The organism is Glutamicibacter sp. BSL13, assembly GCF_052928425.1.
Map to the genome: position 1 here is coordinate 17,684 of NZ_JAVGCZ010000012.1, position 19,831 is coordinate 37,514.

General features: G+C 66.9%; 20 protein-coding genes. 8 read left to right on the forward strand and 12 right to left on the reverse strand.

From position 1 onward, the window contains the following. The first annotated feature begins 10 nt into the window (after nucleotides 1-10). Nucleotides 11-691 carry a nicotinamide mononucleotide transporter gene (locus tag RCJ92_RS03680; RefSeq protein WP_446753790.1) on the forward strand — a complete coding sequence of 227 codons (681 nt, stop codon included), beginning with the start codon at nucleotides 11-13 and terminating at the stop codon, nucleotides 689-691. A gap of 203 nt (nucleotides 692-894) precedes the next feature. On the opposite strand, the gene paaZ is transcribed toward RCJ92_RS03680, so the two are convergent. After that, the gene (gene paaZ / locus RCJ92_RS03685) at nucleotides 895-3,018 is read right to left on the reverse strand and encodes a phenylacetic acid degradation bifunctional protein PaaZ (protein ID WP_446753791.1); all 2,124 of its coding nucleotides are present in this window, start codon (nucleotides 3,016-3,018) and stop codon (nucleotides 895-897) included. Nucleotides 3,019-3,105: 87 nt separating this feature from the next. Between paaZ and RCJ92_RS03690 the strand changes: the two genes are divergently transcribed. Beyond that, complete coding sequence (locus RCJ92_RS03690; protein ID WP_138926645.1) at nucleotides 3,106-3,561, forward strand: hotdog fold thioesterase; 456 nt, start codon at nucleotides 3,106-3,108, stop codon at nucleotides 3,559-3,561. Nucleotides 3,562-3,596: 35 nt separating this feature from the next. Here RCJ92_RS03690 and RCJ92_RS03695 read toward each other — a convergent pair whose 3' ends face one another. Beyond that, nucleotides 3,597-4,343 (reverse strand): tyrosine-protein phosphatase, encoded by a 747-nt coding sequence (locus RCJ92_RS03695; protein ID WP_246049543.1) that lies wholly within the window; start codon nucleotides 4,341-4,343, stop codon nucleotides 3,597-3,599. 141 nt (nucleotides 4,344-4,484) lie between these two features. Here RCJ92_RS03695 and RCJ92_RS03700 point away from each other — a divergent pair, with 141 nt between their 5' ends. Next, a complete protein-coding gene (locus RCJ92_RS03700; RefSeq protein ID WP_175419409.1) occupies nucleotides 4,485-5,366 on the forward strand; it encodes a serine protein kinase RIO in 882 nt (293 codons plus the stop codon). Nucleotides 5,367-5,458: 92 nt separating this feature from the next. Here the strand turns inward: RCJ92_RS03700 and RCJ92_RS03705 are convergent, their stop codons facing one another. Genes RCJ92_RS03705 through RCJ92_RS03715 form a run of 3 tightly spaced genes read right to left on the reverse strand, consistent with a single transcriptional unit; the run spans nucleotide 5,459 to nucleotide 8,349 of the window. Continuing rightward, complete coding sequence (locus tag RCJ92_RS03705) at nucleotides 5,459-6,319, reverse strand: 3-hydroxyacyl-CoA dehydrogenase family protein (RefSeq protein ID WP_446753792.1); 861 nt, start codon at nucleotides 6,317-6,319, stop codon at nucleotides 5,459-5,461. Nucleotides 6,320-6,325: 6 nt separating this feature from the next. Then, the gene (locus RCJ92_RS03710) at nucleotides 6,326-7,120 is read right to left on the reverse strand and encodes an enoyl-CoA hydratase/isomerase family protein (protein WP_138926647.1); all 795 of its coding nucleotides are present in this window, start codon (nucleotides 7,118-7,120) and stop codon (nucleotides 6,326-6,328) included. Between the two features lie 5 nt (nucleotides 7,121-7,125). Continuing rightward, nucleotides 7,126-8,349 carry a thiolase family protein gene (locus RCJ92_RS03715; protein ID WP_138176964.1) on the reverse strand — a complete coding sequence of 408 codons (1,224 nt, stop codon included), beginning with the start codon at nucleotides 8,347-8,349 and terminating at the stop codon, nucleotides 7,126-7,128. Nucleotides 8,350-8,828: 479 nt separating this feature from the next. On the opposite strand from RCJ92_RS03715, the gene RCJ92_RS03720 reads away from it, so the two are divergent. The 4 genes from RCJ92_RS03720 to RCJ92_RS03735 all read left to right on the forward strand — a co-directional run bounded on the left by RCJ92_RS03720 (nucleotide 8,829) and on the right by RCJ92_RS03735 (nucleotide 13,440). Continuing rightward, complete coding sequence (locus tag RCJ92_RS03720; protein ID WP_446753793.1) at nucleotides 8,829-10,172, forward strand: MFS transporter; 1,344 nt, start codon at nucleotides 8,829-8,831, stop codon at nucleotides 10,170-10,172. A 186-nt stretch (nucleotides 10,173-10,358) separates the two neighbouring features. Then, the gene (locus RCJ92_RS03725; RefSeq protein ID WP_138176961.1) at nucleotides 10,359-11,330 is read left to right on the forward strand and encodes a 1,4-dihydroxy-2-naphthoyl-CoA synthase; all 972 of its coding nucleotides are present in this window, start codon (nucleotides 10,359-10,361) and stop codon (nucleotides 11,328-11,330) included. A gap of 14 nt (nucleotides 11,331-11,344) precedes the next feature. After that, complete coding sequence (locus RCJ92_RS03730; protein WP_138926648.1) at nucleotides 11,345-12,475, forward strand: AMP-binding protein; 1,131 nt, start codon at nucleotides 11,345-11,347, stop codon at nucleotides 12,473-12,475. Between the two features lie 80 nt (nucleotides 12,476-12,555). Next, complete coding sequence (locus tag RCJ92_RS03735) at nucleotides 12,556-13,440, forward strand: 1,4-dihydroxy-2-naphthoate polyprenyltransferase (RefSeq protein ID WP_138926649.1); 885 nt, start codon at nucleotides 12,556-12,558, stop codon at nucleotides 13,438-13,440. A 24-nt stretch (nucleotides 13,441-13,464) separates the two neighbouring features. On the opposite strand, the gene RCJ92_RS03740 is transcribed toward RCJ92_RS03735, so the two are convergent. Then, nucleotides 13,465-13,746, reverse strand: coding sequence for a DUF4229 domain-containing protein (locus RCJ92_RS03740; protein ID WP_138176953.1), 282 nt, complete (start codon nucleotides 13,744-13,746; stop codon nucleotides 13,465-13,467). A gap of 52 nt (nucleotides 13,747-13,798) precedes the next feature. Here RCJ92_RS03740 and RCJ92_RS03745 point away from each other — a divergent pair, with 52 nt between their 5' ends. Beyond that, nucleotides 13,799-14,209, forward strand: coding sequence for a PLDc N-terminal domain-containing protein (locus tag RCJ92_RS03745; protein ID WP_446753794.1), 411 nt, complete (start codon nucleotides 13,799-13,801; stop codon nucleotides 14,207-14,209). 22 nt (nucleotides 14,210-14,231) lie between these two features. On the opposite strand, the gene RCJ92_RS03750 is transcribed toward RCJ92_RS03745, so the two are convergent. The 6 genes from RCJ92_RS03750 to RCJ92_RS03775 form a co-directional block, all read right to left on the reverse strand. Then, nucleotides 14,232-14,702 (reverse strand): hemerythrin domain-containing protein, encoded by a 471-nt coding sequence (locus tag RCJ92_RS03750; protein ID WP_446753795.1) that lies wholly within the window; start codon nucleotides 14,700-14,702, stop codon nucleotides 14,232-14,234. A gap of 228 nt (nucleotides 14,703-14,930) precedes the next feature. Continuing rightward, nucleotides 14,931-15,968 carry a c-type cytochrome biogenesis protein CcsB gene (ccsB, locus tag RCJ92_RS03755; RefSeq protein WP_446753807.1) on the reverse strand — a complete coding sequence of 346 codons (1,038 nt, stop codon included), beginning with the start codon at nucleotides 15,966-15,968 and terminating at the stop codon, nucleotides 14,931-14,933. Between the two features lie 7 nt (nucleotides 15,969-15,975). Continuing rightward, complete coding sequence (gene resB, locus RCJ92_RS03760) at nucleotides 15,976-17,721, reverse strand: cytochrome c biogenesis protein ResB (protein WP_446753796.1); 1,746 nt, start codon at nucleotides 17,719-17,721, stop codon at nucleotides 15,976-15,978. Next, entirely contained in the window at nucleotides 17,721-18,482 is a 762-nt protein-coding gene (locus tag RCJ92_RS03765; protein ID WP_138177575.1) for a cytochrome c biogenesis CcdA family protein, read from the reverse strand. Before RCJ92_RS03765 ends, resB begins: the two co-directional genes overlap by 1 nt. A 2-nt stretch (nucleotides 18,483-18,484) precedes the next feature. Beyond that, on the reverse strand, nucleotides 18,485-19,105 hold the full coding sequence (locus RCJ92_RS03770) for a TlpA family protein disulfide reductase (RefSeq protein WP_346923007.1): 621 nt from the start codon (nucleotides 19,103-19,105) through the stop codon (nucleotides 18,485-18,487). Nucleotides 19,106-19,110: 5 nt separating this feature from the next. Next, complete coding sequence (locus tag RCJ92_RS03775) at nucleotides 19,111-19,773, reverse strand: histidine phosphatase family protein (protein WP_138926653.1); 663 nt, start codon at nucleotides 19,771-19,773, stop codon at nucleotides 19,111-19,113. Nucleotides 19,774-19,831 lie beyond the last annotated feature (58 nt).

Sequence of the window (19,831 nt, forward strand, 5' to 3'; positions counted from 1 at the left end):
AAGTAGTGTCGTGGAAGAACTATTCTTTAATCTTTTCTCGCAGCTGCCGGGCACCCAGTCCGGGACCCAGGTTGCCCTGTTTTCGCTCAGCGCCCTGCTCTCGGTGATTGCCTGCCTGCTGCTGGCGCACCGCAACGACCTGGGCTGGTGGGCACAGATGCTCTCGGTCTTCGCCGGGCCGCTGGTCATTGCCCTGCAGTACGACCTGAAGCTGCTGATCTACGCGCTGCCCTACTTCATCCTCGCGGCCTTCGGCCTGTGGCGCTTCTCCCGCTATGAATTCCAGGGAAAGTTCACCCGGAAGGTCACCCTGGGCACGTTTGGTCCCGGCGCCTGGGCGCTGAGCGTCATCCTGGTGGCGGTGCTCACCGCGCTGCACCTGGGTGAGATGCTCACCAGCGGTTTTGCCTTTACCGCCGGCACCTCGGTGATCTGGGTCAGTTTCCTGGCCGAGGCGCTGGTGATCACCTCCTTCGTCCTGATCGCCTGCGGCTGGCGTCCGGGCTGGCTGCTCATGGCCCTTGGCTCGCTGGCGTACGTGGTGGCGATCTTCAGCAACAACCCGGCCCTGGCCCTGCTGGGCACCTGGGTGTTCATGGTCCTGGCCTCGCTCTACGGCTGGTGGGCATGGCGTAAGCTGCCGCGGCGCACCGACGCTGCCGCCGAGGCCGCACTGGAGACCCAACCCTAGCCGTTAGCGCCCAGGGAAAGAACTCCCCGTCGGAACCTGCTGCCCCTTGGGGGCGGCGGTTCTGGCGGGGAGTTCTTTGCATCAGCTCGTTGCGGATTCACCGCACCGCGGGAGACCAAAGCCCAGCGGCCCGCCGCCGGCGCATGATGTGCCGGCGGCGGGCCGCTGGGTGGCTGCCCCAGTTGGGCAGCCGGACTGGGGAACTAGTCGGTCCAGTTGGCGTAGGTGGAATTCTGCTTTTCGACCAGGGTCAGCACATCGTAGGTGGCCACGATCTCGTCATTCTGGTTGTGCAGCACCGCATCCCAGGCCACTTCCCCGTACTCGTCGGTGACGCGCGGGGTGATCCTCTTGGCGGTCAGGGTCACCCGAATCGAGTCCCCCGCCCCCACCGGGGTGATGAAGCGCAGGTTCTCCAACCCGTAGTTGGCCAGCACCGGCCCCGGCGCCGGTTCCACGAACAGTCCCGCGGCCCAGGAGACCAGCAGGTAGCCGTGGGCCACGATGCCCGGGAAGAACGGGTTGGCTTCGGCGGCCTTCTGGTTGGTGTGCGCGTAGAAGGTGTCCCCGGTTTCATTGGCGAAAGCGGTGATCTCCGCCAAGGTCACCTCCCGCAGGTCCGAGGCCAGCGCGTCGCCGATGCGCAGCTCGGCCAGCGACTTGCGGAACGGGTGCACATTGCCCGGCTGCGCCCCATACTTGGCGCTGCCGGCGATCTGCCGGTCCGCCCCCGTGTGCCAGACCCCGGTCAGCGCGGTCAGCATGTTCGGCGAGCCCTGCACGGCGGTGCGCTGCATGTGGTGCATCACCGAGCGGATGCCGCCCAGCTCCTCGCCGCCGCCGGCGCGTCCCGGCCCACCGTGGACCAGGTGCGGCACCGGGGATCCGTGTCCGGTGGAGGTGCGGGCGGTTTCCCGGTTCAGGATGTGCACGCGCCCGTGGTGGGCGGCGATGCCCAGGGTCAGGGCACGCATCGCCTCGGGGTCATTGGTGCACACCGTGGCCACCAGGGAGCCGGCGCCCTGCGCGGCCAGCTCCACCGCCTCATCCAGGCTGCGGTACCCGACCACGGAGGAGACCGGGCCGAACGCCTCACGCGAGTGCAGGATCGGGTTGGCCGGATCGGACCAGCGCAGCACCACCGGGGCCATGAACGCCCCGTCCTGGGCGATCTCGGTGCGTTCGCCGCTGGTGCGCACCCGCGGGGCATCCAGCGAGCCGTAGGCCAGTTCGCCGCCGGCGTCCAGCATGTCCTGCACCGCCTGGCGCACGTCGCGCAGCTGGTCCAGGGAGGCCAGCGCGCCCATGGTCACGCCCTCCACGCGTGGATCGCCGATCACGGTGCGGGCCTCGATGCGCTCGCCGACGGCCTTGATGACGGCGTCAACCAGCTGCTCGGGCACGATGCTGCGTCGGATGGCGGTGCACTTCTGCCCGGCCTTGCTGGTCATCTCGCTGACTACGGCCTTGACGAAGGCGTTGAACTCCTCGGTGCCCTCGACCGCGTCCGGGCCGAGGATTGCGGCGTTCAGCGAGTCGGTTTCCGAGGTGAACTTCACCCCGCCATCCACCACGTTGCGGTGGGCCTTGAGCTTGTTGGCGGTCGCCGCCGACCCGGTGAAGGCCACCATGTCCCGGTAGTCCATGTGGTCCAGCAGATCCCGGGCCGAACCGGAAAGCAGCTGCAGCGAGCCGTCGGGCAGGAGTCCGGAGTCCAGCATCATGCGCACCACGGCCTCGGAGAGGTAACCGGTGGGGCTGGCGGGCTTGACTATGGTCGGGACCCCGGCGATGAAGGCCGGGGCGAACTTTTCCAGCATTCCCCAGACCGGGAAGTTGAACGCGTTGATCTGCACGGTCACCCCGGCCATGGGGGTGAAGATGTGGGTGCCGATGAAGGACCCGTCCTTGCTCAGCGGCTCGGTGGGCCCATCCAGGATCACATTGGAGTTGGGCAGTTCACGCCGCCCCTTGGAGGAGAAGGTGAACAGCACCCCGATGCCGCCATCGATGTCGACCATCGAATCGATCTTCGTGGCACCGGTGCGGTAGGAGATCTCGTAGAGCTCTTCGCGGCGCTCGTTCAGGTAGAGCGCCAATTCCTTGAGCTTCAGGGCGCGCTGGTGCAGCGAGAGACCGGACAGTTCACGCTGTCCCACGGTGCGTCCGTAGTCCAGTGCGCCGGCCACGTCCAGCGCTCGGGCGCTGACGGTGGCAACGGGCTGGCCGGTGTTCGCATCGAGCACCTGCGTGCCGCCCTCGGCCTGCGGGCTGATCCATTCTCCGGCGATGAAACTAGGCACCACAGTGGCTTGGGCAGTCGACATCGACACAATTCCTTCCTGAACGATCGGTCAGTATTAGGATTAAGAGTAACAGTATTGCGTGATAGCCAACACTTTGAAAGGTCCGCCATGTCACAGAATGCGCCCCGCGCCACCCCTGCGCCCGGCTCGCCCCAACCCGAGGCGCTGGAGCCCTGGACGATCGAACTGGGCGAGCTGGATCAGAAGATGGGCGTGCGGATCATCGAGGAATCCGTGCAGCGCGTCGTGGCGCGCATGCCGGTGGCCGGCAACACCCAGTCCTTCGGCCTGCTGCACGGCGGGGCCTCGCTGGCCGTGGGCGAGGCGGTGGGCTCCTGGGCCGCCGTGAAGTTCGCCTCGACCTTCGGCAAGGTGGTGGTCGGCGTGGATGTCAATGCCACCCATCACCGCTCGGCCACCGGCGGCGAGGTGACCATCACCGCCACCCCGATCAAGCTGGGGCGGCGGCTCACCAGCCACGAGGTCATCATCACCGATGACCAGGACCGCCGGATCTGCACCCTGCGCATCACCAACCTGGTGGTGGACAGGCCCGCCCACTAGACGCCTCTCGCCAATGGCCGGGGCGCCGGCGGCGGTTAGCGGCCAGGACGGGAGTCCGCCTGGGCCTGCGACACCACCTGGCGCAGCCGCTGCACCGTGGCTTCGGACAGGCCCAGGCGGAGCAGGAACTCCTGCGGATCACCCACCCAGCGCATGAACTCCTTGAGCGCGGAAGCCCGGCTGGCGAGGATCGGAGTAAGTTTTCCGTCGGGCAGGTGGCTTTCGTGCGGGTGGCGGTACCCGCTGACCCGGTGCCATTCATTGATGCCGCGGGTCGCCAGGGCGTCCTGCTCCAACACCTCATCGCCACGCCCGGCCAGGGCCAGCAGCAGGCTGGCCACCAATCCGGTGCGGTCCCGGCCCGCCGAGCAGTGCAACACCACCCCACCCTCGCCCGCGGCAAGCTCGGTGAAGACCTCCCGCAGCCGGTGGGGAAACTCCTCGCACACCAGGCGATACATCGACGGGTGGTTCATGTACGGAACGGCCACGGCCGCGAACCGCTCATTACCGGCATCCTCCAGGGGCAGGTTGACCACCCGGATGCCCTCCAGCGCATCGGGACGCACCCGCGGGTCCAGTGCCCGGGCCTTGTTTTCCCCGGGATTGCGCAGATCCAGCACCCGCCGCACGCCGGACTCCCGCAGCTGCCGCCAGCCGGCCTCGGTCAGCCATTCGCGCCGGCCCATCCGGTAGACCGAGCCGGCAATGCGCCGGGCATTGACCGATCCATCCCACGTCACATCCCCGGCGCCGCGCCGGTAGGTCCCTGGTTCCATCATGCTCCCATTGCACCACAACGCCGCCTCAGGCTACGCTATGAACTGATTGAGTTTCATCAATCGGTATTTGTTCCAAGGAGGGATCCCGATGGCTGTTCTGACTTCACCCCATGCCCCATCCCGTCTTTCCAAGGACCGATTGTGTATCACTCTTCTGCCACAAACCGATTAGACCCCACCGCCGAACCTTTTGAACCCACCCGCCGCCGGCAGTGGCGCTGGGATGAATCCGGCCCGGAACCGCTGCCCGCCAGCCAACGCCACTCCACCTGGACCGGCATTGAGAAGGGTGCGCGCGGCCCGCGCCCGTATCCTTCCTGGCTGATCGAGGAGGCGGCCGCCATCGACACCGAGCTGGGCTTGATCAAGTCCGGCAAGGAGGCCGAGGTGCATCTGCTGGAACGCGCCACCGAGCAGCGGCGGGTCCTGCTGGCCGCCAAACGCTACCGCGCCAGCGAACACCGGCAGTTCACCCGCTCCCAGGCCTACAGCGAGGGCCGCGCCGCACGGCGTTCACGGGATAACCGCGCGGTAAGCAACAATTCCAGCTACGGCCGCCAGGTCGCCGCCGGACAATGGGCCGCCGCCGAATTCCACTACCTCACCCTTTGCCACCAGGCCGGGATCCCGGTTCCCTACCCGGTGCAGATCGATGGGACCGAGCTGCTGTTGGAATTCATCAGCGACCCGCAACACCCGCAGCTGGCGGCCCCGCGCCTGCAGCAGCTGCGCCGGGAGGATGAGCGGCTGCCGCAACTGTGGGACCAAGCCGTGCGGATCCTGGAGGGGTTCGCGGCGGCCGGCCTGGCCCATGGGGACCTATCGGCCTACAACCTCCTGGTCGCCGGCCGGCGCCTGGTTGTGATCGACGTGCCGCAGTGCGTGGATTTGGCTGGCAACGCCAATGGCCTGGATTACCTGCACCGGGACTGCGTGAATCTGTGCGCCTGGTTCGCCTCAAAGAACCTGGAGCGTGATCCGGACGCGCTGTTCACCAGCCTGCTGGCGGTGATGTTCAGCTAAATCCGGCTCGCGGGCACCGGTTAAGCGCCGCAGGGGCGTGCCGCCGTAGGCAGCACGCCCCTGGTGGACCGTTTCCGGTGTCCTGGACTCTTCTAGTCCTGGGACCAGTCGTAGAACCCCTGGCCGCTCTTGCGTCCCAGCTTGCCCTCGGCCACCAGCTCACGCAGGATCTGCGGCGGCTCGAAGCGCTCCCCCAGTTCCTGATGCAGGTATTCGGCAATGCCCAGACGCACGTCCAGGCCGACAATGTCGGTGGTCTTCAGCGGCCCGGTCGGGTGCTTGTAACCCAGCACCATGGCGTTGTCGATGTCCTCGGCGCTGGCCACGCCCTCCTGGACCATGCGCATCGCCTCCAGGGCGATGGCCACTCCCAGGCGGGAGGAGGCGAAGCCGGGGGCGTCATTGACCACCACTGCGGTCTTGCCCAGGGCGGCAACCCAGTCGCGGGCCTGGTCCACCAGTTCGGCGTCGGTCTGCTTGCCGATCACCACCTCGATCAGCGTCGAGGCCGGGACCGGGTTGAAGAAGTGCAGGCCCAGGAAGCGGGAGGGGCGGGACAGCTCTCCGGCCAGCCCGGAGACCGAAAGGCTGGAGGTGTTCGAGGCCAGCACCGCCGTGGGTGCCAGGACCTTTTCCACACCCTGCAGCGAGGAAACCTTCAGGTCCCAGATTTCCGGGACGGCCTCGACCACCAGCTGGCAGTCGGCAAACTGCTGGTAGTCGGTGCCCACGCTCAGCCGGGCCCCGAGCTGCTCACGGGTTTCGGACAGGGTGCCGCGGGCCAGGGACTTGTCCACCGAACCCATGACGCGTTCGCGGGCGGCGGCCGCCGAGGCCTCGTCGCGTTCAATGACGCGCACCTGGGCGCCGCTGATCAAAAATGCATGGGCGATGCCGGCGCCCATGCGCCCGCCGCCCAGCACGCCTACTGTTGCCGGAAGGGAATTGCTCATCGTCGCCTACTTCTTCTTTCGATCCAAAAACGCCTGCATGCGGTCAAACTTGGCCTGGGACTCAAAGAGCATCCCCTGGGCCAGGGTGTCGATCACCGGGTGCACCTCACGCGGGGTGTGGAACACGGCCTTGGTGATCCGCACCGCCAACGGGTCCTGGGCGCAAATCCTGTCGGCGAGCGCGTCCGCCGCGGCCTGCAGCTGCTGCGGGGCATGCAGTTCGGTGATCAGCCCGGCCTGCAGGCACTGGCTGCCGGTGAGCACCTTGCCGGCCAGCAGGATCTCCTTGGCCATCGGTTCACCTACCAGTTCCTTCAGCCGCCAGGTGGCCCCGGCGGCGGCCATGATTCCCAGGTTGGTTTCCGGGTTGCCCATGCGCAGCGCCTCGGTGCCGATGCGGAAGTCCGCCGCGTAGGCCAATTCCGCTCCCCCGCCCAGGGCGTAGCCATCCAGTGCCGCGATGACCGGCATCGGCAGCTTGGCGATCCGGTCAAAGATGGTGGAGTTGATCCCGGCCAGCGCATCATCACGCCGGCGTTCGCGCAGCTGGGCGATGTCTGCTCCGGAGGCGAAGATTCCCTTGACGCCCTTGGGGTGCTCTTCGCTGGGTTCCTGGCCGGGGGTACCGGCCAGGATCAGCACCTTCGGGGTGGCCTCCAGGTGGCTGCACACCGCGTGCAGCTCATCGACCATCACCTGGTCGATGGCGTTGCGCACCTTGGGTCGGTGCAGGCGCACCCACAGCCGGTCCTCGCGCTCGCTGATCTGCAAGGTGGTGAAGTCTGTGGCATTCAGGCTCACTGGGACTAGACCCCCTCAACCAAAAGCGCGGTGCCCTGTCCCACGCCCACGCACATCGTGGCCACGCCAAGCTTGCGCCCGGTTCCGCTCAGTTCGCGTTCCATGCGCCCCAGCAGGGTGATCACGATGCGCGAACCGCTGGAACCCAGCGGGTGGCCCAGGGCGATGGCCCCGCCGTCGTTGTTCACGATTCCGGCGTCCACGCCCAGTTCGCGCATGCTGGCCAGGGACTGGGAGGCGAAGGCCTCGTTGATTTCCATGGCTCCCAGCTCATCGATGCCGATGCCGGCGCGCTCGAGCACCTTGTTGGTGGCCGGCACCGGGCCCATGCCCATGATTTGTGGGGCCAGGCCGGCGGCCTGGCCGTCGATGATGCGGGCGCGCGGGGTCAGCCCGAAGCGTTCGATGGCCCGTTCGGAGACGACCAGGATCGCCGAGGCGCCGTCGTTCAGGGAGGAGGCGTTGCCGGCGGTGACCACGCTGCCGCCCTTGACCACCGGACGCAGCCCGGCCAGCGCGTCCAGGGAGGTTTCGGGGCGGGGTCCTTCGTCGGTGTCCACCACGTGTTCGCCCTTGCGGGTCTTGACGCTCACCGGCACGATTTCCTCGGCAAAGCGCCCGGCCTGGATCGCGGCGATGGCCTTCTGGTGGGACTGGTAGGCGAATTCGTCGCAGTCCTCGCGGGAGATGTTATAGACCCGGGCCACTTCCTCGGCCGTCTCGGGCATGGAGTAGGTGGCTTTGCCCTCGCGGGCCAGTTCCCCGGAGAGGAACCGCGGGTTGGTAAAGCGCCAGCCGATGGAGGTGTCGAAGGTGGCTCCGGGCTTGGCGAAGGCCTTGGTCGGCTTTTCCATGACCCACGGGGCGCGGGACATTGATTCCACCCCGCCGGCGACGACGATGTCCGCCGCACCGGCCTTGATCATGTGGCTGGCCATGGTGATGGCGCTCATCCCCGAGGCGCACAGCCGATTGACGGTGATGCCCGGTACGGTGTCCGGGTACCCGGCCAGCAGCCAGGCCATGCGGGCCACGTTGCGGTTTTCCTCCCCGGCACCGTTGGCGTTGCCGTAGATGACCTCATCCACGGCCGAGGGGTCGATCCCGGCCTGTTCGATGACGCTGCGAATCGTCAGCGCCGCCATGTCATCCGGACGCACCGAACTCAGTGCCCCTCCGTAGCGGCCCACGGGCGTGCGCGCGCCACCGACCAAAAATGCCTCGGTCATGAAAACTCCTTTGTCTGCTGGCCCGATGCGCCCCGCCCGCCGTGCGGGCCGGACGCTGGGAATGCCGGACCGGACAGGGGCGGGAAACGCCCCTGAATACTTACCGACCATTCGTTCACTATTAGAATCCCATTGTGCCAATGTGGTGGTCAAGAACGCGAATGTGAACCAAGCAACAGTATAGGGCTAGTTAGTGAGGTCAGACTGGGTTTATCCGAATCCGCAGGCAAAGAATTCCATGTCAAAGCCTTGATATCTTCCGCAACGCCAAGTAGTCTCTTCTGCTTGACCGACTCTGGACCTGATTCCAGATCGTGGACCGTTACCAAGGCCGTGCCGCGGGCACCGGTTTTGGGCATCCGGTCGACGGAAAGCTGAACGACGACGGAGCAGTAATGCCACCGGTAAGCAGCCAACCAGATAACTCCGATAATTCACCACATTTCACTCCCGATCTGGACCTGGACATTGGCCCAGACATGAACACTGCCGCCGGGCGCAGCGAAATCCGCAAGGCCACGGCCGCATCGGCGATGGGTAACCTGACCGAGTGGTTCGACTACGGCATCTACGCCGTGGCGGTCACCTACATTACTGCCCACTTCTTCCCCTCCGAGGGTGGCACCCTGATGGCCCTGGCCACCTTCGCCCTCTCCTTCCTGGTGCGCCCGCTGGGCGGGCTGGTGTGGGGCCCGCTGGGCGACAAGCTGGGCCGCAAGAAAATCCTGGCCCTGACCATCCTGATGATGTCCGGGGCAACCTTCCTGATCGGTGCGCTGCCGACCTTCCAGCAGGTGGGCGTGCTGGCGCCGGTCCTGCTGGTGCTGCTGCGCATGATCCAGGGATTCTCCACCGGCGGCGAGTACGGCGGGGCGGCGACCTTCATGGCCGAATACGCCCCGGACCGCAAGCGCGGCTTCTTCGGCTCCTTCCTGGAATTCGGCACCCTGGGCGGCTTCGCCCTGGGTACTGCCGTGATGCTGGGCATGCAGCTGCTGCTGTCCGAGGACGCCATGATGGCCTGGGGCTGGCGCATCCCGTTCTTCCTGGCCCTGCCCATGGGCCTGGTCGGGCTGTACCTGCGTAACAAGATCGAGGACACCCCGGTATTCCAGGAGCTGGAGGAGGCCGGCGAGGTCGAGCAGGGCAGCTCACTGAAGGAACTGGTCAGCGAATACTGGCGCCCCATGCTGGTGATGACCGGCCTGGTCATCGCGCTGAACGTGGTCAACTACACCCTGCTGACCTACATGCCCACCTACCTGGAACAGCAGCTGGGGCTGAGCTCCAACGCCTCGCTGGCGGTCATCCTGATCGGTGAGGTCGCCATGATGGGCGTGATCCCGTTTGCCGGCTCCCTTTCCGACAAGGTGGGCCGCAAGCCGATGTGGTATACCTCGGTGATTGGCCTGTTCGTGTTGGCCCTGCCGATGTTCTGGCTGATAGGCCAAAGCTTCGCCTGGGCGATCGTGGCCTTCGCGGTCCTGGGCCTGCTCTACATCCCGCAGCTGGCCACCATCACCGCCACCTTCCCGGCGATGTTCCCCTCCCAGGTGCGCTTCGCCGGGTTCGCGATCACCTACAACGTGGCCACCGCCATCTTTGGCGGCACCGCGGCGATGGCCAACGAGGCGCTCATTGACGCCACCGGGTTCCTGCTGATTCCGGCGGTGTACATGATGGCCGCCTGTCTCATCGGCATGGTCGCCATCCGCTTCATGCCCGAAACCGCCGGCGCTTCGCTGCGCGGCACCGAGATCCCCGATGCCCTGGACACCGGCATCCTGGCCCAGGTGCCGCCGCGCACCGAAACCCAGGCCTAGTCGCCCACCGGGCCTCCGGCCCACTGGACGACCACGCCCCATGCAGGGCGAGCCGCGGGGTGGGAACACGACTGCTTGATCGTGTTCCCACCCCGCGGCTGTGTTGTTTGGCCCCGCCGCCCCGCACCGTGCGCGGCACACGCCGAGCCCCGGGTGAGATGCCCGCGCGGCGGTGAAGGGACTAGCATGCATAGGGTGAGTAGCCATAATAATTCCGCCCTGCCCGAGCAGGTTTCCGACATCTTTGACGCCCAGCGCTGGCGTGAGGTTGAAGGGTTCGACTTCACCGACATCACCTATCACCGCCAGGTGGAGCGTGACGCCAATGCGGCGGTGGTCCGTGACCTGCCCACCGTGCGCATCGCCTTCAACCGCCCCGAGGTGCGCAACGCCTTCCGCCCGCATACCGTTGATGAGCTCTACCGGGCCATGGATCATGCGCGGATGACCAGTGACGTGGCAACGGTCCTGCTCACCGGCAACGGCCCCTCCCCCAAGGACGGCGGGCATTCCTTCTGCTCCGGCGGGGACCAGCGCATCCGCGGCCGCGACGGCTACCGCTACGCCGAGGGTGAGACCCGGGAATCCATCGACCCGGCCCGCGCCGGGCGGCTGCACATCCTTGAGGTCCAGCGCCTGATGCGTACCATGCCCAAGGTGGTCATTGCCGTGGTCAACGGCTGGGCGGCCGGTGGCGGGCATTCGCTGCACGTGGTCTCGGACCTGAGCATCGCCTCCAAGCAGCACGGCAAGTTCAAGCAGACCGACGCCACCGTGGGTTCCTTCGACGCCGGCTATGGTTCGGCGTTGCTGGCCCGCCAGGTGGGGCAGAAGGCGGCCCGCGAAATCTTCTTCCTGGCCCGCGAATACTCGGCCGAGGACATGGTGCGCATGGGCGCGGTCAACGAGGCGGTGGAGCACGAGCAGCTCGAAGAGGTGGCCCTGCAGTACGCCGCCGACATTGCCCGCCAGTCCCCGCAGGCCCTGCGCATGCTCAAGTTCGCCTTCAACCTGGCCGATGACGGGCTGGCCGGCCAACAGGTCTTCGCCGGGGAGGCGACCCGCATGGCCTACATGACCGATGAGGCGGTGGAGGGACGCGACGCCTTCCTGGGCAAGCGCGAACCGAACTGGGCCGACTACCCGTACTACTTCTAGGGCCGGACCAGGCAATGCAACCGAACTCGCTGCACGAGCAGGTGCACACCGCACTGTCCCGGGCCATCAATGAAGGCGGCCCGGCCATTGAGGTGGTCGCCGACGCCGGGACGCCCGAAGGCGCCCGCGTGGAGTACCTGCAGCCCCAGCAGCTGCCGGGATTCACCGATCCGCTGCTGGTGGTGCGCACCTCCGGCTCCACCGGGCGGGCCAAGCGCACGGTGCTGTCCACCGCGGCGATGGCCGCCAGTTCACAGGCCACCGCCGAGTTCCTGGGGCTGCAGGGCCAGTGGCTGCTGGCCCTGCCGGTGCACTACATCGCCGGGCTGAGCGTGCTGACCCGTTCCCTGTTTGCCGGCACCACCCCGGTGGCCATGGAAACGAACGGCGGGTTCAGCGCCCAGAAGTTCACCGAGGCCGCCGAGCAGCTCACCGAGGCCAACAAGCTCACCTCCCTGGTGCCCACCCAGTTGGCCCGGCTGCTGGATAACCCGGCGCCGCGCACCGTCGCGGCCCTGAAGTCCCTTGACGCGATCCTGCTCGGCGGGGCACGGGCCAGCCGTGACCTGCTCACCGCCGCCCGGCACCTGGGGCTGAAGATCTTCCAGACCTACGGGTCCTCGGAGACCGCCGGCGGGCTGGTCTACAACGGCACCGCCCTGCCCGGGGTGAGCCTGCGGGAGGAAAACGGGCGGATTCTGGTCAGCGGCCCGATGCTGGCCGACGGATATCTTGCCGATCCACAGGCCACCGCCCGGCACTTTGTGCTGCGCGAGGGCCGGCGCTGGTACCTGACCGATGACCTGGGCAGCATTGAGAACAACAAGCTGCAGATCCACGGCCGGGTGGATGACGTCATCAATACCGGTGGAATCAAGCTCTCGGCCGGGCAGGTGGAGGGGCTGCTGGATGAGTTCTTTGACCAGTGCCTGGTGGTTCCGGTGCCCGACGGGCAGTGGGGTCAGGCGGTGGGTCTGGCGTTCAGCGGCCCCAGCGACACCGCCCCGGCGTTCGAGGCGGTGCGGCGCACCTTCGGAGCCCCGGCCGTGCCCAAGCGGGTGCGCCACTACCCGCAGGGCCTGCCGCTGCTGCCCAACGGGAAGGTCAACCGCCGGCTGGTGATTGAGCAGCTCTCCGCCATGTGAGCCAGCCCCATGGATTCGCGTCGAATGGGTTTTCGGGCGAAAATAGAGGGTCAGTCTTCCCTTCCCGAAAGGAATCCCCCGTGGCCTCCATCTCCCAGTGGGTTGCCGGAGCGCGTCTGCGCACCCTGCCGATCGTCATCGCCCCGGTGGTGATCGGAACGGCTGCCGCGGCCGGCGCTGCCGGTGAAGTGCACTGGGTTCGGGCCCTGCTGGCGCTACTGGTCGGCCTGCTGCTGCAGGTCGGGGTGAACTATTCCAATGACTACTCCGACGGCATCCGCGGCACGGACGCGGACCGGGTCGGCCCGCTGCGGCTGACCGGCTCGGGGGCCGCCGAACCCCGGCAGGTGCGCAACGCGGCCTTCGGATGCTTCGGGCTGGCCGCCCTGGCCGGGCTGGTGCTGGTGATCATCTCCGCCTCCTGGCCGCTGCTGCTGGTCGGGGTGGCGGCGATTTTCGCCGCCTGGGGCTACACCGGTGGACGCAACCCCTACGGCTACCGCGGCTGGGGTGACGTGTACGTATTCATCTTCTTCGGCCTGGTGGCGACCATGGGCACCACCTACACCCAAATCGGGCGGATCACCGAGGCCTCACTGATCGGGGCGGTGGGCACCGGCCTGATCGGCACCGCCCTGCTGATGGCCAACAACGTGCGGGACATCGCCACCGACAAGCCGGCGGGCAAACTGACCCTGGCGGTGCGCCTGGGCGACCAGTTGGCCCGCATCAGCTATGTGGCCATGGTGGCGGTCGCCATCATCCTGCCGGTGCTGCTGACCACCACCTACCCGTGGATGTGGCTGATCCTGGCCACCGCATTGGCGGCCATCCGCCCGTGCTGGCTGATGCTGCGCCAGCCGGACGCGTCCCGGCTGGTCCCGGTGCTGAAGCAGACCGGGATCCTGAACCTGGCCTACGCCCTGCTGTTCACCCTGGCCATCGTGCTGCAGCTGCTGGGCTAGCAGCACCGGGCGTGACGCCCTCGGCTACTGGCCGTCGTGGCGCTGCTGTTCGTCGAAGGCGTCCTCGACGTCCTCATCGGCCCGCTGCTTCGGGGTCTTGCGGCTGCTGGTGCGGGAAAAGAGCCGCTGCACATCCGCCCCGGCGGCCAGCCGAAGCTTGTTGAAGAACAGGTAGGTGACCGCAAAGGCGATGATCAGCCCGATCAGCGCGGCAACAAAGATCGGCCAGCCCATCAGCTGCCAGAGCGCGAAGAAAACGATGAGGAAGATCCCCAGGCGGAGCACGGAGTATTTTAGAAACTGCACATAGTCCAGTCTACCGAGCAATAAGCCGAGGTATTTTTACTAGACTAGGTATATGGTCCGCTTTATTATCTTCGCAGCACTCGTCGCCGTTGCGGTAACGATCTACACCCTGATCGACTGTGCCCGCACCGACCGCCATCAGGTGCGCTCGCTTCCCAAGGCGGCGTGGCTCGTGGTGATCCTGCTGCTGCCGCTGATCGGCGCCGGACTGTGGTACGTGCTGGGTCGTCCCGGCGTCTTCTCCGCCCCGGCCGCCGCCCCGCGCAGCAACGCGCCGGATGACGACGAGGACTTCCTGCGTCAGCTGGAGGTGTGGCGCCGCCAGCAGCAGCGTGAAGCCGAACTGAACCAGCGTGAGGCGGATCTCAAGCGCAAGGAAGCCGAATCCGGTGAGGATCACGCCGATCCGGAGGACCACAACCACAACGGTTCTGCGGGCAATCCGAACTCCAAGGACAACTAGTCCCCACCCCGGCGGGCGGCTCCTAGGCGCTGGCCCGGGCGCACCGCCACCCCTCGGGCATCTGCCCGGTGGCCAAGAACTCCCCCAGCCAGCGTGCCGCGGCATCCTCCAGCCCCTCATCGGCCTGCGGGTAGATGATGGGCTCTTCCTTCGCGTTGTGCTTCTCCAGCGTCTGCAGCAGCCGCTGACACAGCTGGCGGGCTTCTGCCCCGCCCCACTGCCCCTGGCGCTGATCCAGGGCGTCCAGCAGGTCCCACAGCCGCCCGTGCTCACGCTCCATCACGAACAGGGCCATGTCCAGTGACCCGCCACGCAACGACGGGAAGAGGATCACCTCTTCCAGGTAAATGTGCCGCCGCAGGGCCGCCAGGGCGGCCCCCAGGGACTCCCGGGCCCGGGCACCGGTGGCTTGGCGGGCCAGGAAGTCCTCAATCCCCGAATCAATCCGGCGGTGTTCGGCCTCCAGCGCCGCCGCCAGCTGCTCTCCGCTCATGGTTGTTCCCCTTCCCGGCCCCAAGTCCGCCCACCGATAGGTGGCCAGGCCGCGTGCCTGCGGCAGCGTCGCCTGGGGCTTTCTTGTCTCCAGCGTCATCCCGGCCCGGGCGGAAGTCAACCAGAACAGGGAACGGTCAAGCCCGCGCCGATGATGCCACCGCGGAGGGTGAAGACAAAAAGGGCGCCGACGCAGTTGACCGCGTCGGCGCCCTGAGTACTGCCGGGACTAGATTCCGGCGTAGGAATGCAGGCCGTTGAAGTAGATGTTGACCACCGTAAAGTTGAAGATCACGCAACCGTAGCCGATGATCGACAGCCAAGCCGAACGCGGCCCGGTCCAGCCGCCGGTGGCGCGCGCGTGCAGGTAGCCGGCATAGACCACCCAGATCACGAATGACCATACTTCCTTCGGGTCCCAACCCCAGTAGCGTCCCCAGGCCGCCTCGGCCCAGATGGCGCCGGCCATCACGGTGAAGGTCCACATCACGAACGCGATGGTGTTGATCCGGTAGGCGAAGTTCTCCAGGGCACCGGCCCCGGGCACCAGACGCATGAACGGCAGCCGGTCGTTCTTGCCCTCGGCCAGGCGGTTCATCCGGGAGTGCTGCAGCAGCTGCAGCACGTTCATGGCGAAGCTGATGGAGAACAATGCCGAGGCCAGCACCGCGATGGACACGTGGATCACAATCCAGGGGCTCTGCAGCGCCGGCACCAGGTGGCCAACCGGGGTGGGGAAGCCGATGGTGGCCGCGCACAGCATCAGGGTCACCAGTCCGATGATGAAGGTGCCCATGAAGCGCAGGTCCTTCAGCAGCAGTGCCACCACGTACACGGCCGCGACCACGAACGCACCGGTGGTGAGGAACTCGTACATGTTGCCCCAGGGCACCCGGTTCGCGGCCAGCGCCCGGGAAACCACGGCGAAACCGTGCATCAGCACGCCCAGCCAGGTCAGCACGACGGCGATGCGGGCCATGCCGCGTTTGGCGGAGCTGGCGGTGTAGGTCATCTTGTCGTTGACCACGTGCTCGCCCATCAGGTCGGCGCGCGCGTTCTTGGTCCGCCGCGGTTTGCCGCCCGAGGCGCCGGCGGTCACCAGCGACTTCTGGTCGCTTTGCAGGGCGGCGGCGTCCAGTTCGGCGATGGTCTTGTTCGACTGCACCAGATCCAGTGCGTAGAAGATGAACGCGACCGCGTACACCATGGCCGACAGCAGCATGAACAGCTGGCTGTACACCCCAAGGGTCTCGTTAATGGGTTCCAAGGCGCTGTTAGTGCCCACGGTCTTCTCCTAGTTCGTGCTCGTCCGAATCCGGCTCATCAGCCACCGGCCATGTTTTCTCAAAGATGCGCCGCAGTTCGCGGGCCTCGTTTTCCAGCCGCGGGTCCTCGCCGCGGGCCAGCAGCGCGAACTCGATGCCGCGCTGCCCACCCTCATCGGTGAGCTTGACCCACACGCGCCGGCGCGGGGTGAACAGCGAAACCGCCAGCCCCACCAGGGCCAGCCCGGCGAAGATCGCAATCGGCAGCTTGCCCGGGTCGGCGTTGATGTCCACCGCGATGTACCGCTTCAAGTCCTCGAAGGTGATGCTACCGGCATTGTCCGGCAATTCGTAGGTCTGCCCGGCTTCCAGGATGATGCCGCCGGCGTCCTGGGAACGCGAGTTCAGCTCGGTCATCTTCTCGGTGTCCAGTACGTACACGTTCTGCGGCACCCCGTCATCCACGCCCAAATCCCCGGCGTAGGAGTTCAGGTGCAGCTGCGGGTTGATGGCGTTGGGGTCCCCGGAGATGCCAAAGCCGTTCTCGTCCAGCATCGCTGTGGGCAGCAGGAATCCCTGGAAGCCCAGCTGTTCGGGCTTGGCGTCGGGGACCTTGGCCACCATCAGGGAGGTGTACACCGAGTCCTGCGGCACCGAAACCACCGGGCCGGAGAATGCCACATCCCCGTTGCCGTCACGCACCGTGACCACCGGGGCGTAGCCGTTGCCCACCAGGTACACATCCGCGCCGTTGATGCGCAGCGGATGGTTGACCTTCAGCTCTTCCTTTTCCGGCTCCGCGTCCGGGGAGCGCCGGGTGGTCACGTGCGCGGTGAAGTCCAGCGGCTGGCCGAAGTGGGTTTCGGATTCCCGGTCGAAGAGGATGTCGAACTTGTCCAGGGTCACCGAATACGGTTCCAGGTTCTCGGCATCAAAATAGGTGCCCGGGGAGAAGGAGTCGTAGGAAACCAGCGAGTTCACGAACGTCTCGCCCTCCACGATGACCCGCTGCCCGCCGTAGCCGAAGGCCCCGCCCAGGGCCATGGACAACAGCACGCCGACCAGGGAGATGTGGAAGGTGAGGTTGCCGATTTCACGGGTGTAGCCGCGTTCGGCGGCCACCGAGGCCCCGGCCCCGCTCCCCCGGGCCTCGGCGCGGTAGCCGCGGCGCTTGAGGATCTTGTGGGCGGTGGCGATGACCTCGTCCTCGCCGGGCAGCTGCCCGGCGCTGGCGGCAAATTCCAGGCGGGTGTACTGCGGCAGCCGGTTCAAGCGCGCGGGGGTGCGCGGCGGCGGGGTGCGCAGCGCCTTGGCGTGCTTCTTGATGCGCGGGATGATGCAGCCGACCAGCGAAATGAACAGCAGAATGTAGATCGCGGAGAACCACGCCGAGGAGTACACGTCAAAGAGCTGGAACCGGTCCAGCCACGGCGCGCTGTCCGGGTTGTCCACGAAGTACTGGTTCACCATTTCCGGGTTCACCCGGCGCTGCGGGAAAATCGAGCCCGGCACCGCGGCGACCGCCAACAGCAGCAGCAGGAACAGCGCGGTGGGCATGGAGGTCAGCTGGGTCCAGATCCAGCGCAGCATGCCCAGCGGGCCCAGGGCCGGGGCATCGCCCCGGTTGTTTTTCCCGCCCTTGCCCTTGCGGGTCTTGGTGGCACCGCCGGTGCCGCGGCCGGCCGCGGTGCTCCCGGCGGTACCGGGTGCGTCGGCAGGTGCGGACGGGTGCGGGGTGTGATCGCGTTGTGCCATCAGATCGGCAACCTCACTTCATTGGCAAACCAGTTCTGCAATTCGGCCACCCAGCTGCCCCACAGGCCGGTGGCCATGACGATGCCCAGCGCAATCAGCAATCCGCCACCAAAGCGCATGATCGCCAGTTGGTGCCGGCGGAAGAAGTCCAAGGTGCCCATGCCGCGGCGCATCCCCAGGGCGATCAGCACGAACGGCACGCCCAGCCCGAGGCAGTAGAAGAAGGTCAGCAGCGCGCCGCGGGCCACGTTCGCGTCGGTGCCGGTGCTCATGATCAGCACCGCCGAGAGGGTCGGGCCAATGCACGGGGCCCAGCCCAGACCGAAGGTCAGCCCGAGCACCGGGGCTCCCCACAACCCGGCCGGGGGCCGGCGGTGGATCTTGCGGTCGCGCTGCAGGAAGGAGATCCCGCCCATGAACACCACGCCCATGATGATCACCACCACGCCCAGCAGCTGGGTCACCCAGGCGCCGTTGAAGCGCATCCACGCGGTCACCTGGCTGAAGAGCACCCCGGCGGAGATGAACACCACCGAGAACCCCAGGATGAACAGCAGCACCCCGGCCAACACCCGGCCGCGGCGGTGTTCACGCAGATCCGCCCCGGTCAGCCCGGTGACGTACCCCAGATACCCGGGAACCAGCGGCAGCACGCAGGGAGAGAGGAAGGAGACCAGCCCGGCCAGCAGGGCCACCGGTCCGGCAAGAAACAGCGATCCGTCCAGCGCGATCTGGGAAAACTGGTTGGTCGTCACGGCCAGGTTCACAGTTCCTCGTTCAGTCCAGACTTAATCAGGGCACGCAGGGTGGTTTCCTCCACGGCACCGATCACCCGGGCGCGCACCCGGCCCTGGCGGTCGAGCACCAGGGTGGTGGGCACCGCCTGCAGCGGCACGTACTGGGTCATGGCCAGCTGGATCTTCCCGTCGGTGTCCTGCACGGACTCATAGGGGATCTTGAAGGTGCGTTCGAAGGCCAGCGCCGCTTCCTTCTCATCACGCACGTTCACGCCCAAGAAATGGACCTTTTCCCCGAATTCCTCGCTGAGCTTGCGCAGGTGTGGGGCCTCGATGCGGCACGGGGCGCAGGCGGCGTACCAGAAGTTCATGACCACCGGGGCGCCCTGGAACTGGGCCAGCTCCACCTTGGTGCCCTGATAGGTGCTGGCGCTGATCTGCACCGGGTCGGTGCGCTTTTCGACCGCGTATTCCTCCACCGCGCCGTCCCCGGCAATGTAGTTCTTGTTGTCCCCGCTGCGGGCCTGTTCGGCCAGCGGGTCATCGGTGGCGCAGGCGGCCAGCGGAATCACCGCGGCGGCCAGGAACGCCGAACGCAACAGGCTCCGCCGCCCGATGCGTGCTGCGGGATTCGACGAATCAGTCATGGGTGTCAGGCTCCAGGGATGTTTGCGGCACCGGCCAGCAGGTCGGCGCACGGTTCGTGGTACGACAGGTTCACCAACTGGTCGTCCGAGAATTCAAAACTGGTGATCGAGGTCAGCGTGCATTCGCGCTGGCGCGGATCATGCCACAGGCGCTGGCCCTGGGAGGCGCGGCGGGTCACCCAGATCGGCAGCTGGTGGGAGACGATGACCACCTCGGCGCCGTCCCCGGCCTCGGCGACCGCGGCCTTGCGGTGCTCCTGCATGGCCAGGCGCATCCGATCGACCTGTTCGCTGTAGGGTTCGCCCCAGGAGGGCTTGAGCGGGTTGATGATGTAGGGCCAGTAGCGCGGCTCGCGCAGGCGGTTGGCAATGCGGGACAGACCCTCAAAACGGTTCCCGGCCTCGATGACCCGCTCATCGGTGAGGATCGGCAGTTCCAGGGCCGCGGCGGTGGGGGCAGCGGTTTGCTGGGCCCGCAGCAGCGGGGAGGCGACCAGGCGCACCAGTTTCGCGCCCTCCGCGGCCTGCTCGCCGAAGTACTTTCCGGCGCGTTCGGCCATTTCCATTCCCAGTTCGGATAACCCGTAACCGGGGATCCGCCCGTAGAGGATGCGATCGGGGTTCTGCACTTCCCCATGGCGCAGCAAATGGACGGTCGATTTAGGCATGGACTCATTCTCTCAAAGATTTTCGGGAAAACCGTCGGATTGTGGCCACACTCAAGTT

Coding starts and splice junctions, on each gene's coding strand:
- RCJ92_RS03775 (WP_138926653.1), bottom strand. CDS start 19,773: ATGCCTAAATCGACCGTCCATTTGCTGCGCCATGGGGAAGTGCAGAAC.
- RCJ92_RS03705 (WP_446753792.1), bottom strand. CDS start 6,319: ATGAGCAATTCCCTTCCGGCAACAGTAGGCGTGCTGGGCGGCGGGCGC.
- paaZ (WP_446753791.1), bottom strand. CDS start 3,018: ATGTCGACTGCCCAAGCCACTGTGGTGCCTAGTTTCATCGCCGGAGAA.
- RCJ92_RS03725 (WP_138176961.1), top strand. CDS start 10,359: ATGCATAGGGTGAGTAGCCATAATAATTCCGCCCTGCCCGAGCAGGTT.
- resB (WP_446753796.1), bottom strand. CDS start 17,721: ATGGCACAACGCGATCACACCCCGCACCCGTCCGCACCTGCCGACGCA.
- RCJ92_RS03695 (WP_246049543.1), bottom strand. CDS start 4,343: ATGATGGAACCAGGGACCTACCGGCGCGGCGCCGGGGATGTGACGTGG.
- RCJ92_RS03730 (WP_138926648.1), top strand. CDS start 11,345: ATGCAACCGAACTCGCTGCACGAGCAGGTGCACACCGCACTGTCCCGG.
- RCJ92_RS03745 (WP_446753794.1), top strand. CDS start 13,799: ATGGTCCGCTTTATTATCTTCGCAGCACTCGTCGCCGTTGCGGTAACG.
- RCJ92_RS03720 (WP_446753793.1), top strand. CDS start 8,829: ATGAACACTGCCGCCGGGCGCAGCGAAATCCGCAAGGCCACGGCCGCA.
- RCJ92_RS03750 (WP_446753795.1), bottom strand. CDS start 14,702: ATGAGCGGAGAGCAGCTGGCGGCGGCGCTGGAGGCCGAACACCGCCGG.
- RCJ92_RS03715 (WP_138176964.1), bottom strand. CDS start 8,349: ATGACCGAGGCATTTTTGGTCGGTGGCGCGCGCACGCCCGTGGGCCGC.
- RCJ92_RS03770 (WP_346923007.1), bottom strand. CDS start 19,105: ATGACTGATTCGTCGAATCCCGCAGCACGCATCGGGCGGCGGAGCCTG.
- RCJ92_RS03690 (WP_138926645.1), top strand. CDS start 3,106: ATGTCACAGAATGCGCCCCGCGCCACCCCTGCGCCCGGCTCGCCCCAA.